Origin of the sequence: Bradyrhizobium sp. LMTR 3, assembly GCF_001693485.1 — a bacterium.
Classification (GTDB): Bacteria; Pseudomonadota; Alphaproteobacteria; order Rhizobiales; family Xanthobacteraceae; genus Bradyrhizobium.
The window spans coordinates 200415-224965 of the sequence record NZ_MAXC01000033.1 but is presented as its reverse complement, the minus strand read 5'-3'; the positions used below and the strand labels follow the sequence as shown (position 1 = coordinate 224965).

Below are 24551 nucleotides of genomic sequence, written 5' to 3'. Positions count from 1 at the left end.
CCTAAGCCTTTGCCAGCCGGCGTTTGATCCGCAGCATCGCCAGCGCCGCGCGCGCGGCGTCGCCGCCCTTGTTCAACTCGCTGGCGCGCGCCCTCGCCCAGGCCTGCGCCTCGGTATTGACGGTGATGATGCCGTTGCCGAGCGGCACCTTTCGCGCGACCGCAAGGTCCATCAGGGCGCGGGAGGATTCGATCGAGACGATCTCGAAATGGATGGTGTCACCGCGCACCACACAGCCGAGCGCAATCGCCGCGTCATAGGGCTTGCCGTTCCGCTCGGCGGCATCGAGCGCGATCGCGATCGCGGCCGGAATTTCCAAGGCGCCTGGCACGGTGATGACGTCATGCGTCACGCCCGCGGCCTTCAGCTCGGCGACGGCACCTTCCAGCAGCGCGTCCTGGATGTCGTCATAAAACCGCGCCTCCACGATCAGCGCGCGCGCGCCTGTGATGTCGGTCTGGTCTTTCAGCGGTGCGCGCCGTGCGTCTGCCATCGTTTAATCCATTCACTCTTCTACCGGCGCGTTATGTAGTCGCCGCGGGTGGTTAAGCCAAGCGCGAACTCAGACATCGTCATTCCGGGATGGTCCGTAAGGACCAGACCCGGAATCTCGAGATTCCGGGTTCGCTTCGCGCCCCGGAATGACGGGCTTTCGCCCGTCACTTCATTTCCGACAGCCGCGCCGCATAGCGTGCCATCAGGTCGACCTCGATATTGACCTCGCTGCCTGCTGCCCAGCCGCCAAGCGTGGTGACGTTGAGCGTGTGCGGGATAATCAACACCGAAAATGTGACATCCTCGACCGTATTCACGGTCAGCGACACACCATCCAGCGTCACCGAACCCTTGGCCGCGATGAACCGCGCCAGCTCTCGCGTGGTGCGCAGGTCGAACCGGGCCATATCGGGCAGATCGTCGCGCCTGACGATGGAGGCGATGCCGTCCGCGTGGCCGGCGACGATATGACCGCCGAGTTCGTCGCCGATCTTCAGCGCACGCTCGAGATTGAGTCTGGTTCCCTTCGCCCAATGCTTTGCCGTGGTCATGCCGAGCGTTTCCGCGGCGGCATCGACGTCGAACCAGGTCTTGCCGCCTTCGACGCCGGAAGCCACCACCGTCAGGCAGACGCCGTTGCAGGCAATAGAGGCCCCGTCGGCGATGGTCGTCCGGTCGTAGCGGCAAGCGATCCGCATGCGGTGCAACTGCCCCTGCGCCGTTGGCGTGAGGGCGACGATTTCGCCGATGTCGGTGACAATTCCAGTAAACATTAAGCGCGCTCGTAAACAGTCAGGGTATCTTTACCGAGTAGTTCGCTAGCACGTGCCCTGAACGCGGGCGACCCGGTGATTGCCGACAGCGGCAATGCGTCCAGCGCGGGAATGCCGTCAGCGCCGACTTTATCAGGACCGCGCAACAGCCAGATTTCATCGACCAAGCCGCTCGCGACGAAGGACGTCGCCACCCGCGATCCGCCTTCGACCATCAGCCTTGTGATGCCCTTGTCGGACAGCGCGTGAAGCACCGCCGATAGATCCAGCCACGGCGGCTCCGCGGTAGCCGCAACGCGTATCACCTGCGCGCCTGCCGCACCGAGCTTCACGGCGGCCGGCGCCTCGGCAAAATCTGAGGTCATCACCCAGAGCGGCGTCTGCCGCGCGGACTGAACCAGCTTACTTGTGCCGGGAATGCGCAGCGCGCGATCCAGCACCACCCGTACCGGCGACCGTGCTTCCATGCCGGACAGGCGGCAGGTCAGCAGTGGATCGTCCGCCAGCACGGTGCCGATGCCAACCAGGATGGCGTCGCATTGCGCGCGCAACAGATGCACCCGCGTTCTCGCGGCCTCGCCCGTAATCGCAACGGGCTTGTGGCCGGCGGCAGCTATCTTGTCGTCGGCGGAGACGGCGAGTTTCAGGATCACATGCGGGCGCTTGTCGCGGACGCGGCGGAAATGGCCGGCGTGATCGCGCTCGGCTTCCTGGGCACCGAGTCCGACATCGACTGATATCCCGGCCGCGCGGAGCTTTGCATGTCCCTGCCCGGCCACCTCGGGATTGGGATCCTCGATCGCCGACACCACGCGCGCGATGCCGGAGGCGATCACGGCGTCGACGCAAGGCGGCGACTTGCCGAAATGCGAACAGGGCTCTAGCGTCACATACAGCGTCGCGCCCCGCGCCGCCTCGCCGGCACGCCTCAAGGCTTCCGGCTCGGCATGCGGTCGCCCGCCCGGTTGCGTCCAGCCGCGCCCGATGATGACGCCATCCTTCACGACGACTGCCCCGACGGCCGGGTTGGACCAAGTGCGCCCGAGCCCGCGCCGGCCGAGCGACAGCGCAAGCTGCATGAAGCGCTGGTCAGCCGCTTTGGACTCCCTGATCTTCTGCCCGTACTGGTCTTCCAGGATGCGGAAGATCATTTGCGCAACGTGGCGATCCGCGCTTCGTCCTCGCCCGAGAGCTCGCCGAGCACGGTCTCAAAATCCTTGGCCTCGCGGAAATTGCGATAGACGGAGGCGAAGCGCACATAGGCGACGTCGTCGAGCTGGCGCAGATGCTCCATCACGATCTCGCCGATCGCCTCCGAGGAAACCTCCGCCTCGCCGCCGCTCTCGAGTTCGCGCACGATGGCTGAAACCATCTTCTCGACCCGCTCAGGGTCGACCGGGCGCTTGCGCAGACTGATCTGCAACGAGCGGACCAGCTTGTCGCGGTCGAACGGCACCCGGCGCCCGTTGCGCTTGATGACCGTCAGTTCGCGCAACTGCACCCGCTCGAAGGTGGTGAAGCGAAAGTTGCAGGCAATGCATACCCGCCGCCGTCGGATCACGGCCGAGTCCTCGGTCGGACGCGAATCCTTCACCTGCGTATCGAGACTGTTGCAGCTAGGACAACGCATCCAACGGGACCTTCGACTTGCTAGACCTTACTGATAGATCGGGAAGCGGTCGGTGAGCGCCTTCACACGTTCCTTGATCGCGGCTTCGACCAGCGGTGCCTTGCCGTCCTCCGACTGCGCCAGCGCGTTGAGCACCTCGGCGATCATGCCGCCGACCTGCTTGAACTCGGCAACACCGAAGCCGCGCGTGGTCGCCGCCGGCGTGCCGAGACGCAGGCCCGAGGTGACGAACGGCTTTTCGGGGTCGAACGGAATGCCGTTCTTGTTGCAGGTGATCGCGGCGCGCACCAGCGCCTTCTCCGACACGTTGCCCTTCAGGCCCTTCGGCCGGAGGTCGACCAGCATCAGATGGTTGTCGGTGCCGCCAGAGACGATGTCGAGGCCATGGCCGCGCAGCGTTTCGGCAAGCGCCTTGGCGTTCTCGACGACGTTCTTCGCGTAGACCTTGAAGTCCGGACGCAGCGCCTCGGCGAACGCCACCGCCTTGGCGGCGATGACATGCATCAGCGGGCCGCCCTGCAGGCCCGGGAAGATCGCCGAATTCAGCTTCTTGGCAAGCGCCTCGTCGTTGCAGAGGATCAGGCCGCCGCGCGGACCGCGCAGCGATTTGTGCGTCGTCGTGGTGGTGACGTGCGCATGCGGCACCGGCGAGGCATGGACGCCACCGGCGACGAGGCCGGCGAAATGCGCCATGTCGACCAGCAGATAGGCGCCGACGCTATCGGCGATCTCGCGGAAGCGCTTGAAGTCCCAGGCGCGCGAATAGGCCGATCCGCCGGCGATGATCAGCTTCGGCTTCACCTGCTCGGCCAGCTTCGCCACCTCATCCATGTCAATGATCTGGTCCTCGCGCCGCACCGTATAGTGCGCGGCCTTGAACCACTTGCCGGACATGTTGACCGGCGAGCCGTGCGTGAGATGGCCACCGGCGGCGAGGTCGAGGCCCATGAACGTGTCGCCAGGCTGCAGCAGCGCCAAGAACGCCGCCTGGTTCATCTGGCTGCCTGAATTGGGCTGGACGTTAGCAAAGCCAGCGCCGAACAGTTTTTTAGCGCGCTCGATCGCCAGCGTCTCGGCGACGTCTACCCATTCGCAGCCGCCATAGTAACGCGCGCCCGGATAGCCTTCCGCGTACTTGTTGGTCATCACCGAACCCTGCGCTTCCAGCACGGCCCGGCTGACGATGTTTTCCGAGGCGATCAGCTCGATCTCGTGCCGCTGGCGGCCGAGTTCGCCCTTGATCGCGGCAGCGATTTCCGGGTCGGCCTCGGGGAGCGTGGCCGTGAAGAACGAGTCGGGCGCGGAGCCGGTCTTGGCGCTGGTGGGCGAGGAGGTCATTGGGCGAAATATCTCCACCGCCGCAGGCCCTTAGGGGCGAAGCGGGCGGGTCTGGTGTGGCGGTCGAAAGAAACGCCTGCGAGATACCACATCGGCCGGAATTGGCCAAGCACTTGCGGTACAGGGCTGGTATTTATGCAAGATATGGTGGGGATGAAGCCCCATTCCTCGTCGCCCCGGCCTTGAGCCGGGGCCCATAACCCCCGGCGGTACCTGGAACAGCAAGGCGTCGGCCAAGGTGCCCCTTCCCGCGGCCGCGGCGTATTGGGTCCCGGCGTTCGCCGGGACGACATCCGGGGTTGTTACGCAAACCGGTACGGCCCGCCCTTGGCGACCGAGCGCTGGAACGCCGGGCGGGCATGCATGCGCTCCAGCCAAGCGGCCAGGTTCCGATATGGCCCGAGCTTGTCGAACACTTTTGCCAGCTCGCCGACAAAACTCATCTGGATGTCGGCGCCGGTCAGCGACGCCCCGACGAAGAACTCCCGCCCATTCAGCGCGCGGTCGACATAGCCGAGGTGGTTCGCCAGTTCACCCTCGATGCGCGGATGCAGCGGCGCGCCCGCCTCCTTCAGCCGGCCGACATAGAGGTTCAGCATCAACGGCAACATCGCCGAGCCTTCCGAGTAGTGCAGCCACTCGTTGTAGGCCTCGTAGTCCGCGCTGCCGGGCGCCGGCATCATCGCGGGCTTGTCTTTTCCCTGGCCGTAGCGGCGGATGATGTAATCGACGACAGCGCCGGATTCGGCGATGGTCATGTCGCCGTCCGTGATGACGGGCGATTTGCCGAGCGGATGAACTTCTTTCAATTCCGGCGGCGCCAGCCGCGTCTCGGCGTTGCGCTGATAACGTTTCAGCTCATAGGGCGTGCCGAGTTCCTCCAGCAGCCACAAAATTCGCTGAGAGCGGGAGTCGTTGAGATGATGAACCGTGAGCATGGGGCTTCCTCCGGTCTTGTTCGAGCGTGGCGGTTCTTGAGGTCCCGTAGGATGGGTGGAGCGAAGCGATACCCATCAATGCCGGCGCACGTGATGATGGGTTTCGCTTCGCTCTACCCATCCTACGCAGATACGCTTTCGCGATCTCGCGACGCATGGCGCCCGAGGTTTGCTCTCAACTTCCCGCCCTCTCCAAACAGAGGGCGCAGGGAAGACCGGGTGCTGGCTGCACCCGCGGTCTCGTGTGCCATTGCGCATCAAGAACACGCACACGAGCATACAGGTTCAGCGGGAGCATCCCGGCCTTCCCTGCGCAATGGCTTTACGGCTTACTTCGTGCTCTCCCCGGAGAACGGCTCTTTTGCCTCCGTCGCTGCGCAAATAGTTTCACGCAGCTTAACGCCAGCACCGCGGCGCCCGAACCACACGACTTCGCCGTACGCTTCCTGCGCCTACGTCTTGCGCATTCCGCGTCCATCGCATCTCACCGCACGTTCGTGACGATCGCGACCCGCCCCTCAATTGGGTGAGACGCACGGTATATGTGACTGATTTGCCTCGAGACGAAAGCGGATAATTTTTGCGAGACCGGCTGGACACAACATCTAGCTGATTTGCCTTTCGGGCAGCGCGAGACCTTTGCCGGCCGCAGAGTGAACCAGAGCGGGCGGACGCACGGTAATTCGAATTGGCTCAATCGAGGACCAGGCGGCCGGCAGGCTCAGTGCGTTCGCTTCCGCTTTTGACGACGACGATTTCGCCGCTGGCCGGCGAGACGCCGGTGAGCGCCGAAATGTTCGCGCCGTGCGTCACAATGAGGAGGTTTCCGCGCGACGCCCATTTAGCGATGCGCTCACGCGCGCCCGCCGTCAGCGTCTCTCGTTGATCGCGCAGCACCACGACATTACCGAATGTCGCAACGGTTTCGACCGTCCCCAAGTTCAGCAATCTGGCGGTGTCGATGCATCGGCACCACGGCGAGCTCAGGATCGCTTCAAACGCAATCCCTTCCCGCTTGAGCCGCGCACCGATCTTCTCGGCGTCCGCCCTCCCCTTGGCGCTTAGGTTGCGCTGGGTGGCACAATCTTCAACGCGGAAACCGGGCGGATCGCCGAAGCCCCCCGGTGCATCGGTATGCCGCATCAGCGCGACATGCCCCCCGGCGCGCAACGCCCTCCAGGCGTTGGCGGCCTCCTCGGCAGTGGCGATCTCCGCCGAACTGAACAAACCGACGAGGAGCGCGAAGATGGCAAGACGAATGCAGGACATGGCAAGCGACCTTGCTAGAAATACGCAATCAGGCGCCCCGCGCAGATGACGCCGAGCCACAGCAGGATCGATAGCAGTGCAGTCACCTTGGCTGCGCCGGACGCCTTGTCGCCCCAGTGTTCAACATGACGCCATGGAACGGCATGCGCGATCACGATGTTGACGAGCGCTGCCGCAATCAGCAGTACCTTGGCCTGGAACGCAGGATTTTTCACGACATGCGAAGCATCGGCGCTGAACAGCAAAAAGCCCATGGTGATCGCGAGCAGAAAGCCTGCACGCGACAAGGGTAGCAGCAATTGCGCCATCGGTTGAATGGCAAGCGTGCGCCCGAGTCCCAGCAGCCTCAAGTCGAGCGCCAGGATCGATCCCACCAGGATCACGAAGCCGAAAATGTGCAGAATCTCGACCGCGGGATAGAGCGCCGGCGAAGAGCGCATCGCATGACCCAGCGCGCTTTCCTGCAGGGCCAGGAATATCGATGCGGCCGGCTGATGTTCCACTGCCCTACCGCAACTCGATACGCTTGCCGTCGAGCACGATATATTCGATCCGCGCCTCGTCCGGCTTGCTGGTGTGCGGATAGCCGAACACGGTGCAGGTCTTGCCGGGCGCGATCAGCTCGCGCGTTGCGCCACGCGCCTGCATGCGCGACGGCGGCGCCAGGACGAAGTGCCAGTGCTTGCCGTCGACCTCCATCTCGATCCCGCAATGCGGATTCTCGAAGGTGGATTTCAGGATCTTGCCGGTGACGGTGAACGATTTCGACGTGTCGTAGCCGCCCCAACCGTGATGGGCGATGGCCGAAGCCGGCACAAGGCCCGCCGCCAGCGACAGAAACAAACGACGAGTGAGTGAGGTCATGGCGAGCCTCCGTCGATCAGAGACGCAAATCTATGGTGGCGCGCGCGAGGCAGCAAGACTTGCTTCGGAGGCGCCGGGTCTACGCTCGCGTCAAGCCGCGGCGGCAAGGCGTCTTTCGTTACAATCCCGTATACCCCGCCTTCACCGGATCGTTGCTGCCGTCGAGCTGGCGTAGATAGGTGAGCCCGTACACCGTCAGCCGGTGCGGATCCGTCTCGCCCGCCTCGACCAGCGTGGTGAGATAGGCCGTGACCTTGGCGCGCGCCTCGTCGCTGGCAGCGGCGCTGCAGTTCAGAAGCAGGTCATAGGTCTGCATGATCCGTTCGATCGCGGCTTCCATGGATTTCTCCTGATTTGCGTGAGCGGGTGATCGTCAGGCCAATGCGCCTGCTTCGAACGTGGCGATCGCCTTGTTGGCGAGCCTGAGCCTGTTGAATTCGCCGCGCCGGAACATCTTCACGATGATTGCGAGCAATCGCTCGTCGGTGACCAAGGTATCGGCAATGGCGCCAGTCTTGCGAAGGTAGTTTGAGGCGATCGCGTAGGCATCGCCCACCACTTCAAAATTCATGACCTGAATTCCGCGCTCGACCAGCATGCCCCACCTGTTTTGTGGCCGGGCCGATAATTCGCAGGCGCGAAGATGGTTCCACAACGAGAAGAAGTTGGTTCCAAAGCGAGAAATCGCAATTTCTCTTTAGGAAACAGCGATAGCTGCCCGGAAATGCAGAGGATTTTCCCTCAAAAACGAAGCGCACCAGCGCCGGAACACCGGCGCCGATGCGCTTTTGGGCAGGGTTTACCGCCCTGCCAGTTCATTTGTCCGCTTGTTGGCGGCCGGTCTTCTAGGTGGCCGGCTTGGCGCTTACGAATTCTCAGAGCCGATACAGGATCTGGTCGGTCCAGAACCGCTCGAGGCGGTGCAGCGACTTGTTCAGCGTCGCGAACTCCTCATTCGAGATGCCGCCGACCTGCTCCACCGTCTTGACGTGCTTCTGGTAGAGCGCATCGACGATCTTGCGGATTTCCTGGCCCTGCGCGGTGAGGCGAATGCGGACCGAGCGACGATCGACGCGCGAGCGCTGATGATCGAGGAAGCCGAGCTCGACGAGCTTCTTGAGGTTATAGGAGACGTTGGAGCCGAGGTAATAGCCGCGCGTACGCAGCTCGCCCGCGGTCAGCTCCTTGTCGCCGATGTTATAGAGCAGCAATGCCTGCACCGAATTGATGTCGGCGCGGCCGCGGCGATCGAATTCGTCCTTGATGACGTCGAGCAGCCGGCGATGCAGCCGTTCCACCAAAGTCAACGCTTCCAGATAGAGCGGCTGCACCGGAGTTTGACCGGCAGAGCGTTCAGCGGTTTCCACCGCCGTTGCAACGGCTTTGATCATGACACTTCCCCTGTCGTCGTTTTTCGACTTATTTCGACGAAACTTCTGTCCCGCCTGATAGCTTCAACTTAAGGGGGCGGTTTGAAGATCCGCTTAAATAAGACAATAAAGAGATCATGAATTTAACAGAGTGAATCGTGGATTAAGCCCCATGGATCAAGGCTTTTTGCAACATTTCATTGACGCTGGAAGCGTCCTGTTCACGCTTCGTCTGCAAGCCTTGTCGCATTCGGAAACAGGTGCGTCTGAAATCGAAACGCTCGCGTAAGATGTGTGGTGGAACCCTTTACGGCCTTTAACGGTGACCAAATCGTTACGGGAAAACTTTTTGAAAATTGTACGGGATCGCGTCGCGGATTCTGCACGCGGATGGATTATGGCGGAAAACTGACACGTTGAAGCGACGGCCGCTCCTCAGGATGAGGTCTAGCTTCGTCCTCATGGTGAGGAGCGCGGCAGGGCCGCGCGTCTTCGGACGATGCTGCGCATCGCCGAGCGAACCATGAGGCCACCGGACGCGCCACAGGATCCTACGGCGGGCGCTCGCGCGCGGCCATCCAGGCGAGCGCGAGATAGGCGGCCAGCATCATGGCTTCGAGCCCTACCACCGTCAGGCTGCCGCCGTAGATGCCTGGAAACATCAGCTCGATCACCGCCATCGACACGACAGTGGTGAGCCACACCACGGCGCCCCAAGGCGTCGCGAGCCACAGGCCGACGGCGCCGACGAGTTCGATGACGGCGAAATAGACGGTCGCGGTCTGCCAGGCCATCGACTGGTTTTCGAACGCCTCTTCCTCGCCGCCGATGAAACCTGTGACCTGCGCCCAGTGGTACAGGCCCTTCATGATCGACACGACCGCCATGATGCGCAGGAACAGCACCAGCCGACGCGTCCACACATTGTCGTCGGGCTCGATCCGCTCCGAGGACATCGCCGCCATGGACATCGCATTGTCCCTGGCATTGTCCCGCCCCTGATCGCGCGCCGAAACGTCAGACATGGAAGCCAACCCGGAAGGTGATCTGGGGGCTGGCCTCGCAACCGGGGCGCAATGCGTGCTGGAATCTTCTCATGGCCTGATGTCTTGGCCCGGCGGGACGGCAAAATCAATTGCTGATGAGATAGATCAAGGCTCGGTGACGGGGCAGCGGCAAGGTGCTAGAATTGGAACAAATCAAAACCTTCCCGCCGCCTCAAGGAGTACCGTTCACATGGCGATCAAGTTCGGGCGTCCGATCGAAATGCGCGACGCGCCGCGGCGGCAGACCGCCCTCGCCTCCACCCCGCTCGACCTGACCATCCGCCTCCGCCGCAACCGCAAGGCGGAATGGGCGCGGCGGCTGGTGCGCGAAAACGTGCTGACCACGGACGACTTGATCTGGCCGATGTTCGTGGTCGACGGCCACAACACGCGCACGCCGGTGGCCTCGATGCCCGGCGTCGACCGCCTCACCGTCGATCAGGCGGTGCGCGACGCCGAGCGCGCGGCAAAACTGAACATCCCCTGCATCGCGCTGTTTCCCTATACCGAGCCGTCGCTCCGCGACGAGCACGGCTCCGAGGCGCTGAACCCGAACAATCTAGTCTGCCAGTCGGTGCGCGCGATCAAGAAGGAATTTCCCGAGATCGGCGTGCTGTGCGACGTCGCGCTCGATCCATTCACCAGCCACGGCCATGATGGACTGATCGAGGATGGCAAAATCCTCAACGACGAAACGGTGGCGGTACTGGTGAAACAGGCGCTGGTGCAGGCGGAAGCCGGCTGCGACGTCATCGCGCCATCCGACATGATGGACGGCCGCGTCGGCGCGATCCGCGCGGCGCTGGACGAGGCAGGTTTTCTGGACGTGCAGATCATGTCCTATGCGGCGAAATACGCCTCCGCCTTCTACGGCCCGTTCCGCGACGCCATCGGCTCCGCCAAAACGCTGACCGGCGACAAGCGCACTTACCAGATGGACAGCGCCAATTCCGACGAAGCGCTGCGCGAGGTCGAGCTCGACATCGCCGAAGGCGCCGACATGGTGATGGTGAAGCCCGGCATGCCCTATCTCGACGTCGTGCGGCGCGTGAAAGACACGTTTGCGATGCCGACCTTCGTCTACCAGGTCTCCGGCGAATACGCGATGATCGCCGGAGCCGCGGCCAATGGCTGGATCGACGGCGACCGCGCCATGATGGAAAGCTTGCTCGGCTTCAAGCGCGCCGGCGCGGATGGCATCTTGACGTACTTTGCGCCGAAGGCCGCGGAGAAGCTGAAGGCGGACTCGTAGGGTGGGCAAAGGCGCTCTTGCGCCGTGCCCACCACCAAGGCTTCCGGACGGAATGGTGGGCACGCTTCGCACACCCTACAGTTTCCTGCACGTGGTGGCGAAGACAACTGGCCCCATCGTCCCATTGATGAGCCGCGGCGTATGCGTTCGCAGGGACGACGGAGAAGTTGTGCGTCCACCGCGGCAACCCGACAATATTGCGCGCTGTTAATGGTCGCAGGCCCTTGGCGAGCGCGCGGCCGGTTCCCATGTGTCGTCAGGGAAATCGGCCTGGAGGACGGACCATGTCTTATAGCGGCTCTGGCAATACTGGCGGCGGCGCTCAAAATGCTGGCGGCGGCTGGCGGAACGACGGTGGAGTGCCGCCGCATGCGTTCGATCCCTATTCGCAGCCGGAACTGTTTCGCGGCGTGCTGACGCGGCGGGTATTTGCGTTCCTGATCGATCTCGTCGTGCTGTCGGTGCCCGTCATCCTCGGCTACATCTTCATCGGCCTGTTCGGCATCATCACGCTCGGGCTCGGCTGGATGCTGTTCTGGCTGGCTTGGCCCGCCACCATCGTGTGGGCGATCGTCTATTACGGGACCTCGATCGGCGGCCCGCATTCGGCGACGCTCGGCATGCGCGCGATGGATCTGGAGCTGCGCACCTGGTACGGCGAACCGGGCTATTTCGTGCTCGGTGCCTGCCATGCCGTGCTGTACTGGGTCTCGATCTCATTCCTGACGCCGCTGGTGCTGCTGGTCGGCCTGTTCAACGGCCGCCGCCGGCTGCTGCACGACATCATCCTGGGAACCGTGGTCATTAACAGCTCGGTTCGTACCCAGGTAGTCCCCTCGGCGCGCAGCAGCTATTGAGCGAGCAGCAAACTATTTGACCGTCCGCCTTCGGGGCGCGATGTTAGAGCCGGTCGGGGCCCCAAGATGAATCGGGGCCGGGCCGGCGCTTTTTTGTTCCGATGCGTTTTCTTAACGCGAACCGTGTCTACTGCGTTGGAAAGCGCTATGGTTGACTTGTTTCGGAGGCGTGACGACCCGACGTGACCCAACACTCGCGTGATACCCCGCAATTCTACCTGACGGCGCCCTCGCCCTGCCCCTATCTGCCGGGCCGGCACGAGCGCAAGGTGTTCACGCATCTGGTCGGCGACAAGGCCGGCGACCTCAACGACCTCCTGACCCATGGCGGCTTCCGCCGCAGCCAGTCGATCGCCTACCGCCCGGCCTGCGACCAGTGCCGGGCCTGCGTCTCCGTGCGCGTCATCGCCAACGAATTCCGCCCCTCGCGCAACTTCAAGAAGGTGTTGGCGCGCAATGCCGACATCGTCGGCGAGCAGCGCAGCGCGGTGCCGACGTCGGAGCAATACTCCGTGTTCCGCGCCTATCTCGACAGGCGCCACCGCCATGGCGGCATGGCCGACATGACCGTGCTCGACTACGCGATGATGGTGGAAGACAGCCATGTCGAGACCCGCATCATCGAATACCGCAAGCGCGGCGTCGACACCGGCATCACCGGCCGCGGCGAGGAGCTGATCGCGGTGGCGCTGACGGATGTGCTCAGCGACGGGCTGTCGATGGTGTACTCGTTCTTCGAGCCGTCGCAGGCGAGCCGCTCGCTCGGCACCTTCATGATCCTCGACCACATCACCCGCGCGCGCCGGCTTGGGCTGCCTTACGTCTATCTCGGCTACTGGATCGAAGGCTCCAAGAAGATGGACTACAAGGGCCGCTTCCTGCCGCAGCAGCGACTGGCGCCGTCAGGCTGGCTGCGGGTGGATGCGATGGGCGAAATGCTGTCCGAGCCGCAGGATTGAAGAGGGCCAAACCTCATCCTGAGGAGCCGCGCAGCGGCGTCTCGAAGGATGAATGGCACTGACGGGGCCTCATGGTTCGAGACGCGCGCAAGTGCGCGCTCCTCACCATGAGGGCAATACCTACTGTGCGGCACTAGCCGAAAAACGTCTCGAACAACAACTTCACGTTCAGCGCGACGATGATTCCGGCCACGATCCACGCCACGGCAGCTACCGCGCGCGGGATGACGAACTTGCCCATCTTGCGGCGGTCGGAAACGAATTTCACCAGCGGGATCACCGCGAACGGCAATTGCATCGACAGCACGACCTGGCTGAACACCAGGAGTTGGCCGGTGCCGCGCTCGCCATAGAGCGCGGTGACGATCACGACCGGAACGATGGCGATGCCGCGGGTGACGAGCCGCCGCGCCCAGTTCGGCAGCCGCAGGTGCAGAAAGCCCTCCATCACGATCTGGCCCGCCAGCGTCGCGGTGACGGTCGAGTTCAGGCCGGAGGCGAGCAGCGCCACCGCAAACAGGGTCGAGGCAATGCCGAGGCCGAGCAGCGGCGACAGCAGTTCATATGCCTGGCCGATTTCGGCCACTTCCGTGCGGCCGGTCGCATGGAAGGTGGAAGCGGCGACGATCAGGATCGCGGCATTGATGAACAGCGCCAGCATCAGCGCGATGGTCGAGTCCGTCGTCGCCCATTTGATCGCCTCGCGGCGCCCCTTGTCGTTGCGTTCATAGGCGCGGGTCTGCACGATCGAAGAGTGCAGGTAGAGATTATGCGGCATCACGGTGGCGCCGATGATGCCGATGGCGATGTAGAGCATCTCCGGATTGGTGACGATCTCGGGCGACGGCACAAACCCCTTCAGGACGGCAGCTACCGGCGGCGCCGCAGCCACGATCTGAATCGAAAAGCAGACCGCGATCACAATCAGCAGCGAGATGACGAAGGCTTCGAGGAAGCGAAAACCCTTGTTCATCAGGAGGAGCAGCAGGAAGGCATCGAGCGCCGTTATCAGCGCGCCCCAGATCAGGGGAATGCCGAACAACAGGTTGAGCGCGATCGCGGTGCCGATCACCTCGGCAAGATCGCAGGCGATGATCGCCGCCTCGCAGACCACCCAGAGCAGGAAGTTCACGGGCCGCGAGAAGCTGGCGCGGCAGGCCTGCGCCAGATCGCGGTCGGTGACGATGCCAAGCCGCGCGGCGAGCGCCTGCAACAGGATCGCCATCAGGTTCGACAGCAGGATGACCGCGAGCAGCGTGTAGCCGAACTTCGAACCGCCCGCGAGGTCGGTGGCCCAGTTGCCGGGGTCCATGTAGCCGACCGAAACCAGATAGCCCGGGCCGAGGAAGGCCAGCAGCCGGCGCGACCAATGCCCGCCAAAGGGCACCAGGATCGTGGAATTGACCTCGGGCAAGCTCCGCCGCGCGTCGGCGGCGGCGTCAGCGCGCCAACCGGTGGCGGTCGTGTCAGCCATCACCAAACCCTTGGCTTCCGGTCCCAACTCGGGCGTGCGCGCATCCATTTCAGGAAGATGGCCGATCTTCGTTCTTATTGCAACTCATTTGCAACTGCATCTGGCAATCATGTGCAGTTGCATCTGGAGATCACGAAAATGATACCGCAGATCGCCTAAAGCACTGAGGAAGTACTTTACGCTGACCCGCATGATAAAGGTTCCGATCGAAACTCCGACGGCCACGCTGCGATACGCCCTCGCCCCCGACGAGGCCGGCATCGCCGCCATAGAAGCGACCTTTGCCGCCTATGACCGGATGATGGCGATCCTCGCCGAGGTTGCCCCGGTCGGCGCCAACCTCGTTACCCTCCACGCCCAGGCCTATGAGCGGATCCGCATCGAGACGGGACTGCCCGCGCGTCTCGTGACGCTTGGTCTGCGCGACCGCGCCAGTTACGTCGCCGGCTCGGCAACGCGCAAAATCCCGCTCGACGACAAGTTGTTTGCGATCAAGGGACCAACTTCACTGACCATTAGCACTGTCCACGGACGTGTCTTGGTGCCGTTTGAAATCCCCGGCTATCTTGCCGGCTGGGATAGCCCTTTCCCGGCTCATTTGGTTTCGGACGGCCGGGCTTACGAAATCCACATCGCCGTCAAATCGAAATCACCACAGCCGGAGGAGAAGACCATGGTTCACGAAGGTATCCTTGCGCGTATGGGCAGACTTCTTGCCGCCATTGCCAGTGAGACGATCGACAATGCCGAGAACAGCAACAAGGTCGCGCTGGTCAAGCAGGCGATCCGCGAAATCGACGCCGGCGCCGACGAAGCGCGCCACGCACTCGGCAAGTCCCGCGCCGAGGAGTTCCGCCTCAAGCGCCGGCGCGAGGAGCTCGACGGCGAAATCGCCGCGCTGACCGACAAGATTCGTCTTGCGGTTGCAGAGAACCGCGAAGATCTCGCCCGCGCCGGCGTTGCACGGCAAATTGATCTGGAATCGCAGGGTACCGCGCTGGAGCGCGCGATGGATTTCATCGAACTCGAAATCGACGAGCAGACCAAGGCGTTGCAGGCGATGCTTGGCGCGCGGCGTGAAGCCGAGACCCGCCTCGCCGATCTCGAGGCGAGCCTCGAAAAACACGCGCCGCACGAAACCGGACGCGCGGCCGGCGCGACCAAGACCGTGAGTCCCGATCGGGCGATGGCGGCGATCGCACGCGTCACCGGCGTGCCGGCTGCAAGCGTGCCCGGCGACAAGGAGCTCGACGAACTCGACCGGTTGCATCGCGAGAAGGAAATCGCGGCGCGGCTTGAAAGGATCAAATCGCAGCAATGAGTGCCGTGTCCGACCTCCTGCTGGCGCCCGACGTACGTCCCTTCGCAATTGCCGCCGCAATCATGCTGGCGCTCGGTGGCATCGAACTGCTGGCGACGCTGGTCGGCTTCTCGATCAGCGAACTGCTCGGCAAGGAAGTCACCGTCGAGTCCGACCACGCCAATGGCCTCGGCGGCCTGTTCCTCTGGATCAATGCGGGGCGTCTACCGCTTTTGATCCTGATCATTCTCGCGCTCGGCACGTTCTCGATCGCGGGATTCTTCCTGCAAGGGTTGGCGCACGGCGTGGGGATCTCGGTCCCCATCTCGATCGCGGCGCTCGCCGCGGCGGCCTGCAGCATTCCGGCCATCCGCGTCACCAGCCGCGGCATCGCCAAGATCATCCCTCGCGACGAGACCTATGCGGTGGACGAGGCCGATTTCATCGGCCATGTCGCCGAGGTTTCGATCGGCCCGCTCGACCAGGGACTGCCCGGCCGCGTCCGTCTCAAGGATGTCTTCGGTAACTGGCACTCTCTGGTGGCGCGCGCCAGTCCCGAATCCGTACCCCTCCCGGTCGGCGCCAGCGTTTTGCTGGTCGACCGTGACGCCAAAAGCTTTATCGCCATTTCCGCACCAGCCGACCTCATTGCGCAACAACGTTCAGACAGGGCTTGAACATGTGGGAACTTGCAATACCCGTCACGATTGGCGTTATCGCCGTTCTTGTTATCGGTTTACTGCTTGCCAAACTGTACCGCCGCTCGACCCGTGATGAAGCCTATGTCCGCACCGGACTCGGCGGCCAGAAGGTCGTGCTCGACGGCGGCTCGATCGTCCTTCCGGTGTTCCACTCCGTCGCCGCGGTCAATCTGAAGACGCTGCGGCTGGAGGTCACCCGCGGCGGCCCGGACTCGATGATCACCAAGGACCGCATGCGCGTCGATATCGGCGCCGAGTTCTATCTGCGCGTCAAACCCGATACTTCCTCGATCGCGCTTGCCGCGCAAACGCTCGGCAGCCGCACCCAAAATGCAGGCGAGCTGCGCGAACTGATCGAGGCCAAATTCGTCGACGGCCTGCGTTCGGTGGCCGCCACCATGAACCTCGAGGAGCTGCAGGAGCAGCGCGCGACGTTCGTGAAATCGGTGCAGGACGCCGTCGGCGCCGACATCCAGAACAACGGCCTTGAGCTCGAATCGGTGTCGCTGACCCGTCTCGACCAGAGCGACATCAAACATTTCAACCCGAGCAACTTCTTCGACGCCCACGGTCTGACGACGCTGACCAAGATCACGCGCGAGCGCGAACAGGAGCGCAACCAGATCGTGCGCACCACCGAGGTCAACATCGCGCAGCAGGACCTCGTCGCCCGCCAGACCACGCTGACGATCGAGGCCACCAAGCGCGAGGCGGAGCTGGCCCAACAGCGCGACATCGCCAACAAGACCGCCGCGATGCGCGCGCAGACTGCGCAGGTCGAGCAGACCGCGCTGCAGAACGAGGCCGAATACCGCATCCAGCAGGAACTGGCGGTCGCCAACAAGCAGACCGAAGCCAATCAGTTGCGCGACACCAGAAAGATCGAGGCCGACCTCGCGGTGAAGCGCCGCAACACTGAAATGGAGCGCGACCTGCAGATCGTCGCGCAGGAAAGCGCGATCGCGGTTGCGACCAAAAGCAAGGAACAGTCGGAAGCGCAGACCGTCGCCGAGACCGCGCGTGCGCTGGCAATTGCGGCCGAGGAAAAGGTCACCACCGCCAAAGCCGTCGAAATCGCCGAACGCGACAAGATCATCAACGTGATCGCGGCGCGCAAGGCTGCCGAGACCGAGGCGATGCCGATCACCGTGATGGCGGAAGCCGAGAACCAGGCTGCGAACAACAAGGCGGAAGCCATCACCATGCTGGCCAAGGCCGACGCCGAGGCGGCAACCACCCGCGCACTCGGCGTCAAATCGCTCGGCCAGGCCGAGGCCGAGGTGGCGGCCTTGAAGGCGGAAGCGCGCAACAAGCTCTCTCAGGCGATGGTCGACTACGATCTCACCATGGCGCGCATCAACATCATCCCGAACGCGCTGGCCGAAGCGGTCAAGCCGATCGAGAAGATTTCCGACATCCGGATCTTCGACACCGGCGGCCTGCTCGGCCGTGGCGGCGGCAATGGCGCGATGAACGGCCATGGCAACGGGCTTGGTCTGGGTGACGGCCTTGCCGCGCAGTTGCTGTCGGTCTCGGCGTTCAAGCCGATCATCGACAAGATCCTCGCCGAGGGCGGCTTCGCCGCCGGCCCCGACGCGCTGACCAGCCTGACCAACGCGCTGGCCGCGCAGCAACTCGCCAGTCCTGCCGAATTGCCCGCTGCTATAGATGCTGATGAAGATGAGCTAGCTACGCCGCCGGCGACGATCTCGGGAACCGGCAAGGCGACGCTCGGGCCGAAGTCGTAATCAAGCAGAAGCAGCCAGAACGCCGTTCAAATCGAGGCCTGCCGCCATTCGCGCGGCGGGCCTTTTTCCTGGAGTCCCTCTCTCCTGTCAGTTGTAGGGAAGCGCGCGGGCTGCGGGCAGCCCGCACTTCCTTATTGCAAATGCCTCGCATTCGTGACAACCAATTGCAACTAATTCGCAATTGCAACTGAGGGAGCATCCAGATGCGTCAGTTCAAGCGGGCTTGGGAGGCACACCAAGACAGAGACGACGATTTTCACTTCGGCGATTTTCTCGGCCATTTTCATGTGCCGCACCGACCGCACGGCTCGCATGGCCCGGGTGAGGACCATGGTCCACATGGCCCTCACGGCTCGCCGTGCTACCCGGATCCCAAGCCGGTAAAACTCGAGTACCGCAGCTTCGACGGTTCGCAGAACAATCAATCGGATTCCACCCTCAACGCCGCCGGCACCGAATTCGCACGTATCGGCGAGGCGCATTTTGCCGACGGCATCTCCGTCCCGCTCGGCGGCAACAATCCCCGCACCATCAGCAATCTTGTCGTCGGCGCCGGCGACCCTGATGTGGCGAACCCGGAAGGTGTGTCCGCCTTCATGTACGCATGGGGTCAATTCATCGATCATGACATGACGCTGACCCGGACGGATGGCGTCAACGATATCAGCGTCGTCGTCCCCGGCGGCGATCCCGTGCTTCCCGCCGGCACCATCATCCCGATCACCCGCGCGGTCATCGATCCCACGACCGGTGCGGGCACGTCCAATCCCGCGATGGCGGTCAACTCCAATACCGCCTGGCTGGACGCCTCTATGGTTTATGGGTCCAACGCCGCGACCGCGGCCAGCCTGCGCACCGCCGACGGCCACATGTTGACGTCGGCTGGCAACAACCTGCCGATCGTCGACGGCATGGTCGTGGCAGGAGACGTCCGTGCCGCAGAAAATCCGGCGCTCACCGCGCTGCAAACGCTATTCGTGCGCGAACACAATTATTGGGTCGACAAACTGCATCTTGAGCACCCGAACTGGAGCGGCGACCAGCTCTACAATCACGCCCGCGCTATCGTGACGGCGGAAATCGCCAACATCACCTATTCGGAGTTCCTGCCAAACCTACTTGGCAAGAACGCGCTCACGCCCTACGACGGCTATGACCCCAATGTCGATCCCCACCTCACGCTGGAATTCGTCGCTGCGGCGTTCCGCTTCGGACATTCGATCGTGTCAGGCGAAACCGAAGGCCTTGCGGAGAACGGCGAAGTCATCGCGGGCTCCGAGGAAGACCTGAAGGATGTATTTTTCCAGCCGGCTGCAAACTTCAACGACAATGGCGGCGCCGACGGACAATTGCGCCACCTGGCCGCCGATCCATCACAAGCACTCGACGCGCGCATCGTCGACGACCTGCGTAACTTCCTTTTCGATCCACCGGTGTCTCTCGATCTCGCCGCGATCAACATCCAGCGCGCGCGCGACCTTGGCCTCGGCACGCTCAACCAGACCCGTGAAGCACTCGGCCTCGACCCCTACACGGATTTCAGCCAGATCACGAGCGACCCGGAAACGCTGGCCGGACTGAAAGCGGCTTACGGCAATGTCGACAACGTCGGCCTGTGGACCGGCGGCTTGTCAGAAAATCATGTCGCTGGCGCGCTGGTCGGCGAAACCTTCCAGGCCATCATTACGATGCAGTTCGAGGCGTTGCGCGACGGCGACCGGTTCTGGTTCGAGAATCAGGGATTCGATTCCAAGACGTTGGCAGAGATCAAAGGCACGACGCTGGCAGATATCATCCTGCGCAATACCGACACCAAGCATATCCAGGACGATGTCTTCGTCACCTATACGCGGCACACCGGCCTTGCCGGTGGCGTGGAGTCCGAAGACCCCGAAGCCCGCCAGATCGTCATCGGCTCCGATGGCAACGACACATTGATCGGCGGTCCGCAGGGCGATTATCTGTTCGCCGGAACCGGCAAGCAGACGATGACAGGGAATGACGGCGCGGATCGCTTTGTGTTTGATTTCGGATCCACCAAAGCTGAGATCACCGACTTCGATCCGGGCGTCGACATGCTGGTGTTTGAGAATGCCGGCCGTTTGGACTTTCGCGACGTGAGGATCTGGGGCGACCATGGGAACACGGTGGTCCAGGTCGGTGATGACCGGATCGAACTTACCAACGTACGGCCCCATGAACTCACAAAGCACGATTTCCTGTTCGACGTTTGATGCCAATTCACGAAATAACTTCTGCGGATTGGCTCGATCCAACTGTTTGCCGGGCATCCACTCGCCATCGTCATTCCGGGGCGCGAAGCGAACCCGGAATCTCGAGATTCCGGGTTCGATGCTTCGCATCGCCCCGGAATGACGGCAGCCCCTCACGCAAACCGGTATGCCTCCACACGTGCGCGTGTGGAGGCTTTTGTTTGTAGAGGGGCTTGTCGGGAAACGGGTGGGTTCGATCGTCCTCAGACCAGACAATGAGGTGAGAATCGAATCTTCCAGGGAATACCGTCATGTCACCCGATCCGACACCGCGCCTGCCCGCGACCTTCAACCGTCTGGCCTGGTCGAACCTCGCCGCGCAATCGGCCGAGCAGATTGCGCTGGCCGCAGCGCCCATCGTCGCGGTGCTGCTGCTCGGCACGGGCGAAGGCCAGACCGGGCTATTGCAGACCGCGCTGACCCTGCCCTTCATCCTGTTTGCGATTCCAGCCGGTCTCCTTGCCGACCGCATCTCGCGGCGCTGGGTGATGGCGGCCTCCGAAGCGCTGCGGGCGGCCGCGCTTGCCGCGACGCTGCTGCTGATCTGGCTCGGCGCAATAACGCTGCCGCTGCTCTCGCTACTCGGCTTCGTCGCCGTATGCGGCACCGTAGCCTACAGCGTCGCCGCGCCGGCTTTGGTGCCATCGCTGGTCAATTCGGAGCAATTGCCCGCGGCGAACGCGCGCATCGAACTGGCGCGCACGGTGGCGTTTGCGAGCGGTCCGGCGCTCGGCGGCGTGCTGGTCGGATGGGTCGGGGCTGCGCCTGCCTTCGGCTTTGCCGCCGCATTGTCGGTGATGGCCGTCGTCTTGCTGTCGGGCATCTATGAACCGGCACGCGCCCCTGCCCCCCGCCGCCATCCCTTGCAGGAGATCAGGGAAGGTGCCGCGTTCGTGTTGCATCACGCGCTGCTGCGGCCCGTGTTCATCACGCAGTTCATCTTCAACACGGCGTCGTTCCTGCTGCTGGCCGTGTTCGTGCCCTACGCCGTTCGCCATCTCGGCCTATCAGCCACCGGCGTCGGCGTGACGCTTGCGATGTACGGCGTCGGCATGGTGGCCGGCGCGCTCGCGGCCACGCGGGTGATGCAGCGGCTGGCCTTCGGCACCGTGATCGGGCTCGGGCCGGTGACCGGTTTCGTTGCCGCCACCGTGATGGCGCTGACGACGATCGTGCCGACGCCGTGGCTCGCGGGGCTGAGCTTCTTCCTGCTCGGCGCCGGCCCGATCCTCTGGGTGATCTCGACCACCACGCTGCGCCAATCGGTGACGCCGCCCTCGCTGCTCGGGCGCGTCTCCGCCATCAACATCATGAGCTATGGCGCTCGCCCGCTCGGCTCGGCGCTGGGCGCAGCCGTCGGCGGGCTCTATGGCGCGGAAGCCTGCCTCTATCTGGCAGCCGCCATCTTCGCGGCCCAAGCGCTGGTGATCCTGCTGTCGCCGGTGGTCTCGCTGGCACGGCAGCCGGAGATGGTGGGCGAGCCGGCGGCGTGCTAGCCGAGGAAGTGCTGCTCGTGTCCCGGACGCGGTGCAGCGTTCCTTCAGCGCTCCACCGCAGAGCCGGGACCCACGCCGCGGAAAGATTGGCCCCGGCTCTGCAGCGCATCCCTTCGTGCTGCGCCGCGTCCGGGGCACGTCGCTCACTCGCAATGACGGTTTTTGCCAGCATTTCTTTCTAATTGCCCGGAGCCCATTGGTGCTTTCCCATGCCGCTTTATATGATATATATCATCTCATGTAAAAGCGGGAACCCTCATGGCCGACCAGACTGCAGCAATCGACACCCGCCCTCGTTCGGAAGCTTCTTCCACTGTTCTGCAGATCGCTGTCCTGGCAGGCCTCGCCGCAACGGGAACGCTCGCCACCAACATCCTGCTCCCGTCGCTGCCGCAGATGGCGGCGTCGCTCAACGTCACGAGCGCGGCGGTCACCGCAGCGATCACGGTCTTCCTCGCGGTGTTCGCGATCGGCCAACTCGTGGTCGGGCCGATCTCGGACCGCTATGGCCGCCGTTGGCCGGTCTTGGCCGGATTTGCAATCTTTCTCGCCGGCAGCGTCTGGTGCGGCCTCGCCAATGACTTGCCGAGTCTGCTGATTGGCCGTGTCATCCAGGCGGCCGGCGCCTGCGCCACCTCGGTGCTGTCCCGCGCCATTGCCCGCGACCTGTTCTCCGGCGCGGCACTCGCCCGCGCGATGGCGCTGATCATGATCGCGATGGCGGCAGCACCCGGCTTCTCGCCGCTACTGGGTGGCGCGCTCGACCACACGTTCGGCTGGCGCTCCGAATTCGCATTTCTCGCGGCTTTCGCCGGGCTCGGCGCCCTCGCCTACGGCATGGCGTTTGGCGAGACCCACCTCGCAACACGCACCCCGCTCGATCCGCAGGCGATCGCAAAAACCTACCTCGCCCTGCTGCGCGACCGCCGCTTCGTGGTGCCGGCGGCAACCGTCAGCCTGATTCTGGGCGCGCTGTTCTCGATTTTCTCGGCGGCGCCCCGCGTGCTGATCGAAGCGATGCATTTCACGCCTATTCAACTCGGCCTGTTCTTTGCGGGCACGGTGCTGATCGTGTTCGCCGCCGGTATGCTCGCGACCCGGCTGGCGCCACGCTATGGGCTCGACCGTCCGATCCGGGGCGGGCTGTTCGCCGCCGCCGCCGGCAGCCTCGCGATGCTGCTGGTCTCGCTATACACCCCCTCCTTCCTGCCGTTTCTTGCGGCCATGAGCGTGTTCCTGCTCGGCATGGGCATCGTTAGCCCGTTAGGCACGGCGCAGGCGCTGTCCCCGTTCGGCGACAAAGCGGGCGCGGCATCGGCGCTCATCGGCTTCTCGCAGATGATGACGGCCGCGATCGGCGTCTGGCTCGCGGCGACGATTTCCCACGATGCGCTATTCGCGCTTGGCGTAGTTCTGATGGTGTTTTCGCTGGTGGCCGTAGCGCTTTACTCGATCCGGGCGACCAAGCCATGAAGCGATTTCACGCCAACGCCCGCGCGCCCGACGGAAGCTCCTGCAACAGCGGCCACCGGTAATCGGGAAGTTGCAGGGTGTCGACAATGTCCCTGCCGGCCACAAGCCGGGCTAGGCCGGGGATGGCAAACGCCCTTATCACCTGATTGCGAAACCACAGGCCTGCCGCGGTTCTCGGTGCAAAAGCCGAAGCGAAGCGCTCGGCGCCCTGCTGCTTGCCGTGGATGTAATTCCGCAACCGCGCTTCGTAGTTGCTGAAGGCTTCTTCGTGACGTCCGTCGGCGCTGGCCAGTTCGCCGGCCAGCACGTAGGCTGAAATCATGGCAAGCGCCGAGCCCTGTCCGGCCAACAGCGACACGCAAAACGCGGCGTCGCCGGCGAGCGCAACGCGACCTCGCGACCAACTCTCCATCCGGATTTGGCTGACGCGATCGAAATAGAGCTCGTCCGTTTCCTCCAGCCGCTGCAGAACCTGCGGACATTCCCACTTCCCTTCGCGATAGGTCTTGCGCAGCATGGCCTTCTGCAGGTCCAGCGTGCTCGGCAGTGAACCGCCTTTCGCGGCGAAAACGAAAAGGAACAGCATTCGATCATCGTGCAATGTGAAGCGGCCCAGCATGCGCCCGGGCCTTCCGTACATCAGATATACGTCCTCGTCGCGAGGACGATAGCCGTGGACCTCGAACGCCGCGACGACATAGCCGAGATGTTTCTCGAACTGATGCTGCGGCCCGAATGCCAGCCCGCGAACGCCCGAATGCAGGCCATCGGCGCCGATCACCAGATCGAACCGTCGTTCGCCCGCATGCTTCAATCGCACCTGCGCGCCGTCTGGCTGCTGCTCGAGGTTGACGATCTCGCTGTCAAAGATGACTTCCGTGGTCCCCCTGATCTTCTCGAACAGCAGTCGCGAGAGATCGCTACGCCGAAGCGTCACGTAACGATCGCCCGTCAACTCGGAGAACACCTTGGTTCCAAATCCGGTTACGCGTTGCCCCCTGTCGTCGACAATCCGCAGCTCCTGCACATGGTAGCCGGCGCGGTTGATCTCCCTTATCAGCCCCATGCGCTCGGCAATGTCGTATCCAAGCCCCCAGAAGTCGATAACATAGCCGCCGCTGCGCAGCTCAGGCGCGCGCTCGACCAGCGTGGGCTGTAATCCGGCCGCTCGCAGCCAAAACGCCAGCGTCGGTCCGGCGATTCCTGCACCCGAGATCAATACCGTCTTCATGTCCGGGATTTGTGAAGCGCAGGGCATTGTTCAAGGAGCTGGATGGCATTTGCCATTCACGCTT

24 protein-coding genes are annotated in these 24551 nt (G+C 63.5%); 9 read left to right on the top strand and 15 right to left on the bottom strand.

The window, feature by feature from the left end:
- Position 1: 1 nt before the first annotated feature.
- The 13 genes from ribH to LMTR3_RS21790 all read right to left on the bottom strand — a co-directional run bounded on the left by ribH (position 2) and on the right by LMTR3_RS21790 (position 9702).
- Positions 2-493: a 6,7-dimethyl-8-ribityllumazine synthase gene (gene ribH, locus LMTR3_RS21850; protein WP_065747067.1), complete on the bottom strand. Its 492-nt coding sequence runs from the start codon at positions 491-493 to the stop codon at positions 2-4.
- A 166-nt stretch (positions 494-659) separates the two neighbouring features.
- Positions 660-1268 carry a riboflavin synthase gene (locus LMTR3_RS21845; RefSeq protein WP_065747066.1) on the bottom strand — a complete coding sequence of 203 codons (609 nt, stop codon included), beginning with the start codon at positions 1266-1268 and terminating at the stop codon, positions 660-662.
- The gene (gene ribD / locus LMTR3_RS21840) at positions 1268-2419 is read right to left on the bottom strand and encodes a bifunctional diaminohydroxyphosphoribosylaminopyrimidine deaminase/5-amino-6-(5-phosphoribosylamino)uracil reductase RibD (protein WP_065747065.1); all 1152 of its coding nucleotides are present in this window, start codon (positions 2417-2419) and stop codon (positions 1268-1270) included. The genes LMTR3_RS21845 and ribD overlap by 1 nt, the downstream gene beginning before the upstream one ends.
- Entirely contained in the window at positions 2416-2898 is a 483-nt protein-coding gene (gene nrdR / locus LMTR3_RS21835; protein ID WP_028345697.1) for a transcriptional regulator NrdR, read from the bottom strand. The genes ribD and nrdR overlap by 4 nt, the downstream gene beginning before the upstream one ends.
- A gap of 27 nt (positions 2899-2925) precedes the next feature.
- On the bottom strand, positions 2926-4236 hold the full coding sequence (gene glyA, locus LMTR3_RS21830) for a serine hydroxymethyltransferase (RefSeq protein ID WP_065747064.1): 1311 nt from the start codon (positions 4234-4236) through the stop codon (positions 2926-2928).
- Between the two features lie 302 nt (positions 4237-4538).
- Positions 4539-5174: a glutathione S-transferase family protein gene (locus LMTR3_RS21825; protein WP_065747063.1), complete on the bottom strand. Its 636-nt coding sequence runs from the start codon at positions 5172-5174 to the stop codon at positions 4539-4541.
- Between the two features lie 693 nt (positions 5175-5867).
- A complete protein-coding gene (locus LMTR3_RS21820; RefSeq protein ID WP_065747062.1) occupies positions 5868-6443 on the bottom strand; it encodes a histidine phosphatase family protein in 576 nt (191 codons plus the stop codon).
- 14 nt (positions 6444-6457) lie between these two features.
- The gene (locus LMTR3_RS21815) at positions 6458-6946 is read right to left on the bottom strand and encodes a hypothetical protein (protein ID WP_065747061.1); all 489 of its coding nucleotides are present in this window, start codon (positions 6944-6946) and stop codon (positions 6458-6460) included.
- A 4-nt stretch (positions 6947-6950) separates the two neighbouring features.
- Positions 6951-7307: a DUF6152 family protein gene (locus tag LMTR3_RS21810; protein ID WP_065747060.1), complete on the bottom strand. Its 357-nt coding sequence runs from the start codon at positions 7305-7307 to the stop codon at positions 6951-6953.
- 118 nt (positions 7308-7425) lie between these two features.
- Entirely contained in the window at positions 7426-7647 is a 222-nt protein-coding gene (locus LMTR3_RS21805) for a hypothetical protein (RefSeq protein WP_065747059.1), read from the bottom strand.
- A 33-nt stretch (positions 7648-7680) separates the two neighbouring features.
- Positions 7681-7905 (bottom strand): hypothetical protein, encoded by a 225-nt coding sequence (locus LMTR3_RS21800; RefSeq protein ID WP_065747058.1) that lies wholly within the window; start codon positions 7903-7905, stop codon positions 7681-7683.
- A 277-nt stretch (positions 7906-8182) separates the two neighbouring features.
- Entirely contained in the window at positions 8183-8698 is a 516-nt protein-coding gene (gene ldtR, locus LMTR3_RS21795) for a transcriptional regulator LdtR (RefSeq protein ID WP_028345688.1), read from the bottom strand.
- A gap of 530 nt (positions 8699-9228) precedes the next feature.
- The gene (locus LMTR3_RS21790; RefSeq protein ID WP_065747057.1) at positions 9229-9702 is read right to left on the bottom strand and encodes a DUF6163 family protein; all 474 of its coding nucleotides are present in this window, start codon (positions 9700-9702) and stop codon (positions 9229-9231) included.
- Between the two features lie 211 nt (positions 9703-9913).
- On the opposite strand from LMTR3_RS21790, the gene hemB reads away from it, so the two are divergent.
- The 3 genes from hemB (at position 9914) to LMTR3_RS21775 (ending at position 12791) form a co-directional block, all read left to right on the top strand.
- Complete coding sequence (hemB, locus tag LMTR3_RS21785) at positions 9914-10975, top strand: porphobilinogen synthase (RefSeq protein ID WP_065747056.1); 1062 nt, start codon at positions 9914-9916, stop codon at positions 10973-10975.
- 284 nt (positions 10976-11259) lie between these two features.
- On the top strand, positions 11260-11832 hold the full coding sequence (locus LMTR3_RS21780) for an RDD family protein (RefSeq protein ID WP_065747055.1): 573 nt from the start codon (positions 11260-11262) through the stop codon (positions 11830-11832).
- Between the two features lie 182 nt (positions 11833-12014).
- The gene (locus LMTR3_RS21775; protein WP_065747054.1) at positions 12015-12791 is read left to right on the top strand and encodes an arginyltransferase; all 777 of its coding nucleotides are present in this window, start codon (positions 12015-12017) and stop codon (positions 12789-12791) included.
- Positions 12792-12924: 133 nt separating this feature from the next.
- On the opposite strand, the gene LMTR3_RS21770 is transcribed toward LMTR3_RS21775, so the two are convergent.
- Positions 12925-14313, bottom strand: coding sequence for an Nramp family divalent metal transporter (locus LMTR3_RS21770; RefSeq protein WP_065747053.1), 1389 nt, complete (start codon positions 14311-14313; stop codon positions 12925-12927).
- 142 nt (positions 14314-14455) lie between these two features.
- On the opposite strand from LMTR3_RS21770, the gene LMTR3_RS21765 reads away from it, so the two are divergent.
- The 6 genes from LMTR3_RS21765 to LMTR3_RS21740 all read left to right on the top strand — a co-directional run bounded on the left by LMTR3_RS21765 (position 14456) and on the right by LMTR3_RS21740 (position 23256).
- Entirely contained in the window at positions 14456-15586 is a 1131-nt protein-coding gene (locus tag LMTR3_RS21765) for a PspA/IM30 family protein (RefSeq protein ID WP_065747052.1), read from the top strand.
- Positions 15583-16242, top strand: coding sequence for an OB-fold-containig protein (locus LMTR3_RS21760; RefSeq protein WP_065747051.1), 660 nt, complete (start codon positions 15583-15585; stop codon positions 16240-16242). Before LMTR3_RS21765 ends, LMTR3_RS21760 begins: the two co-directional genes overlap by 4 nt.
- A 2-nt stretch (positions 16243-16244) precedes the next feature.
- Positions 16245-18014 carry a flotillin family protein gene (locus tag LMTR3_RS21755; RefSeq protein ID WP_065747050.1) on the top strand — a complete coding sequence of 590 codons (1770 nt, stop codon included), beginning with the start codon at positions 16245-16247 and terminating at the stop codon, positions 18012-18014.
- A gap of 203 nt (positions 18015-18217) precedes the next feature.
- Positions 18218-20248 carry a peroxidase family protein gene (locus LMTR3_RS21750; RefSeq protein ID WP_065747049.1) on the top strand — a complete coding sequence of 677 codons (2031 nt, stop codon included), beginning with the start codon at positions 18218-18220 and terminating at the stop codon, positions 20246-20248.
- Between the two features lie 290 nt (positions 20249-20538).
- Positions 20539-21783, top strand: a complete 1245-nt coding sequence (locus LMTR3_RS21745) for an MFS transporter (RefSeq protein ID WP_065747048.1) — start codon at positions 20539-20541, stop codon at positions 21781-21783.
- A 258-nt stretch (positions 21784-22041) separates the two neighbouring features.
- Complete coding sequence (locus tag LMTR3_RS21740) at positions 22042-23256, top strand: multidrug effflux MFS transporter (RefSeq protein ID WP_065747047.1); 1215 nt, start codon at positions 22042-22044, stop codon at positions 23254-23256.
- A gap of 7 nt (positions 23257-23263) precedes the next feature.
- Here the strand turns inward: LMTR3_RS21740 and LMTR3_RS21735 are convergent, their stop codons facing one another.
- Positions 23264-24487, bottom strand: coding sequence for an FAD-binding domain (locus LMTR3_RS21735; RefSeq protein WP_065747046.1), 1224 nt, complete (start codon positions 24485-24487; stop codon positions 23264-23266).
- Positions 24488-24551 lie beyond the last annotated feature (64 nt).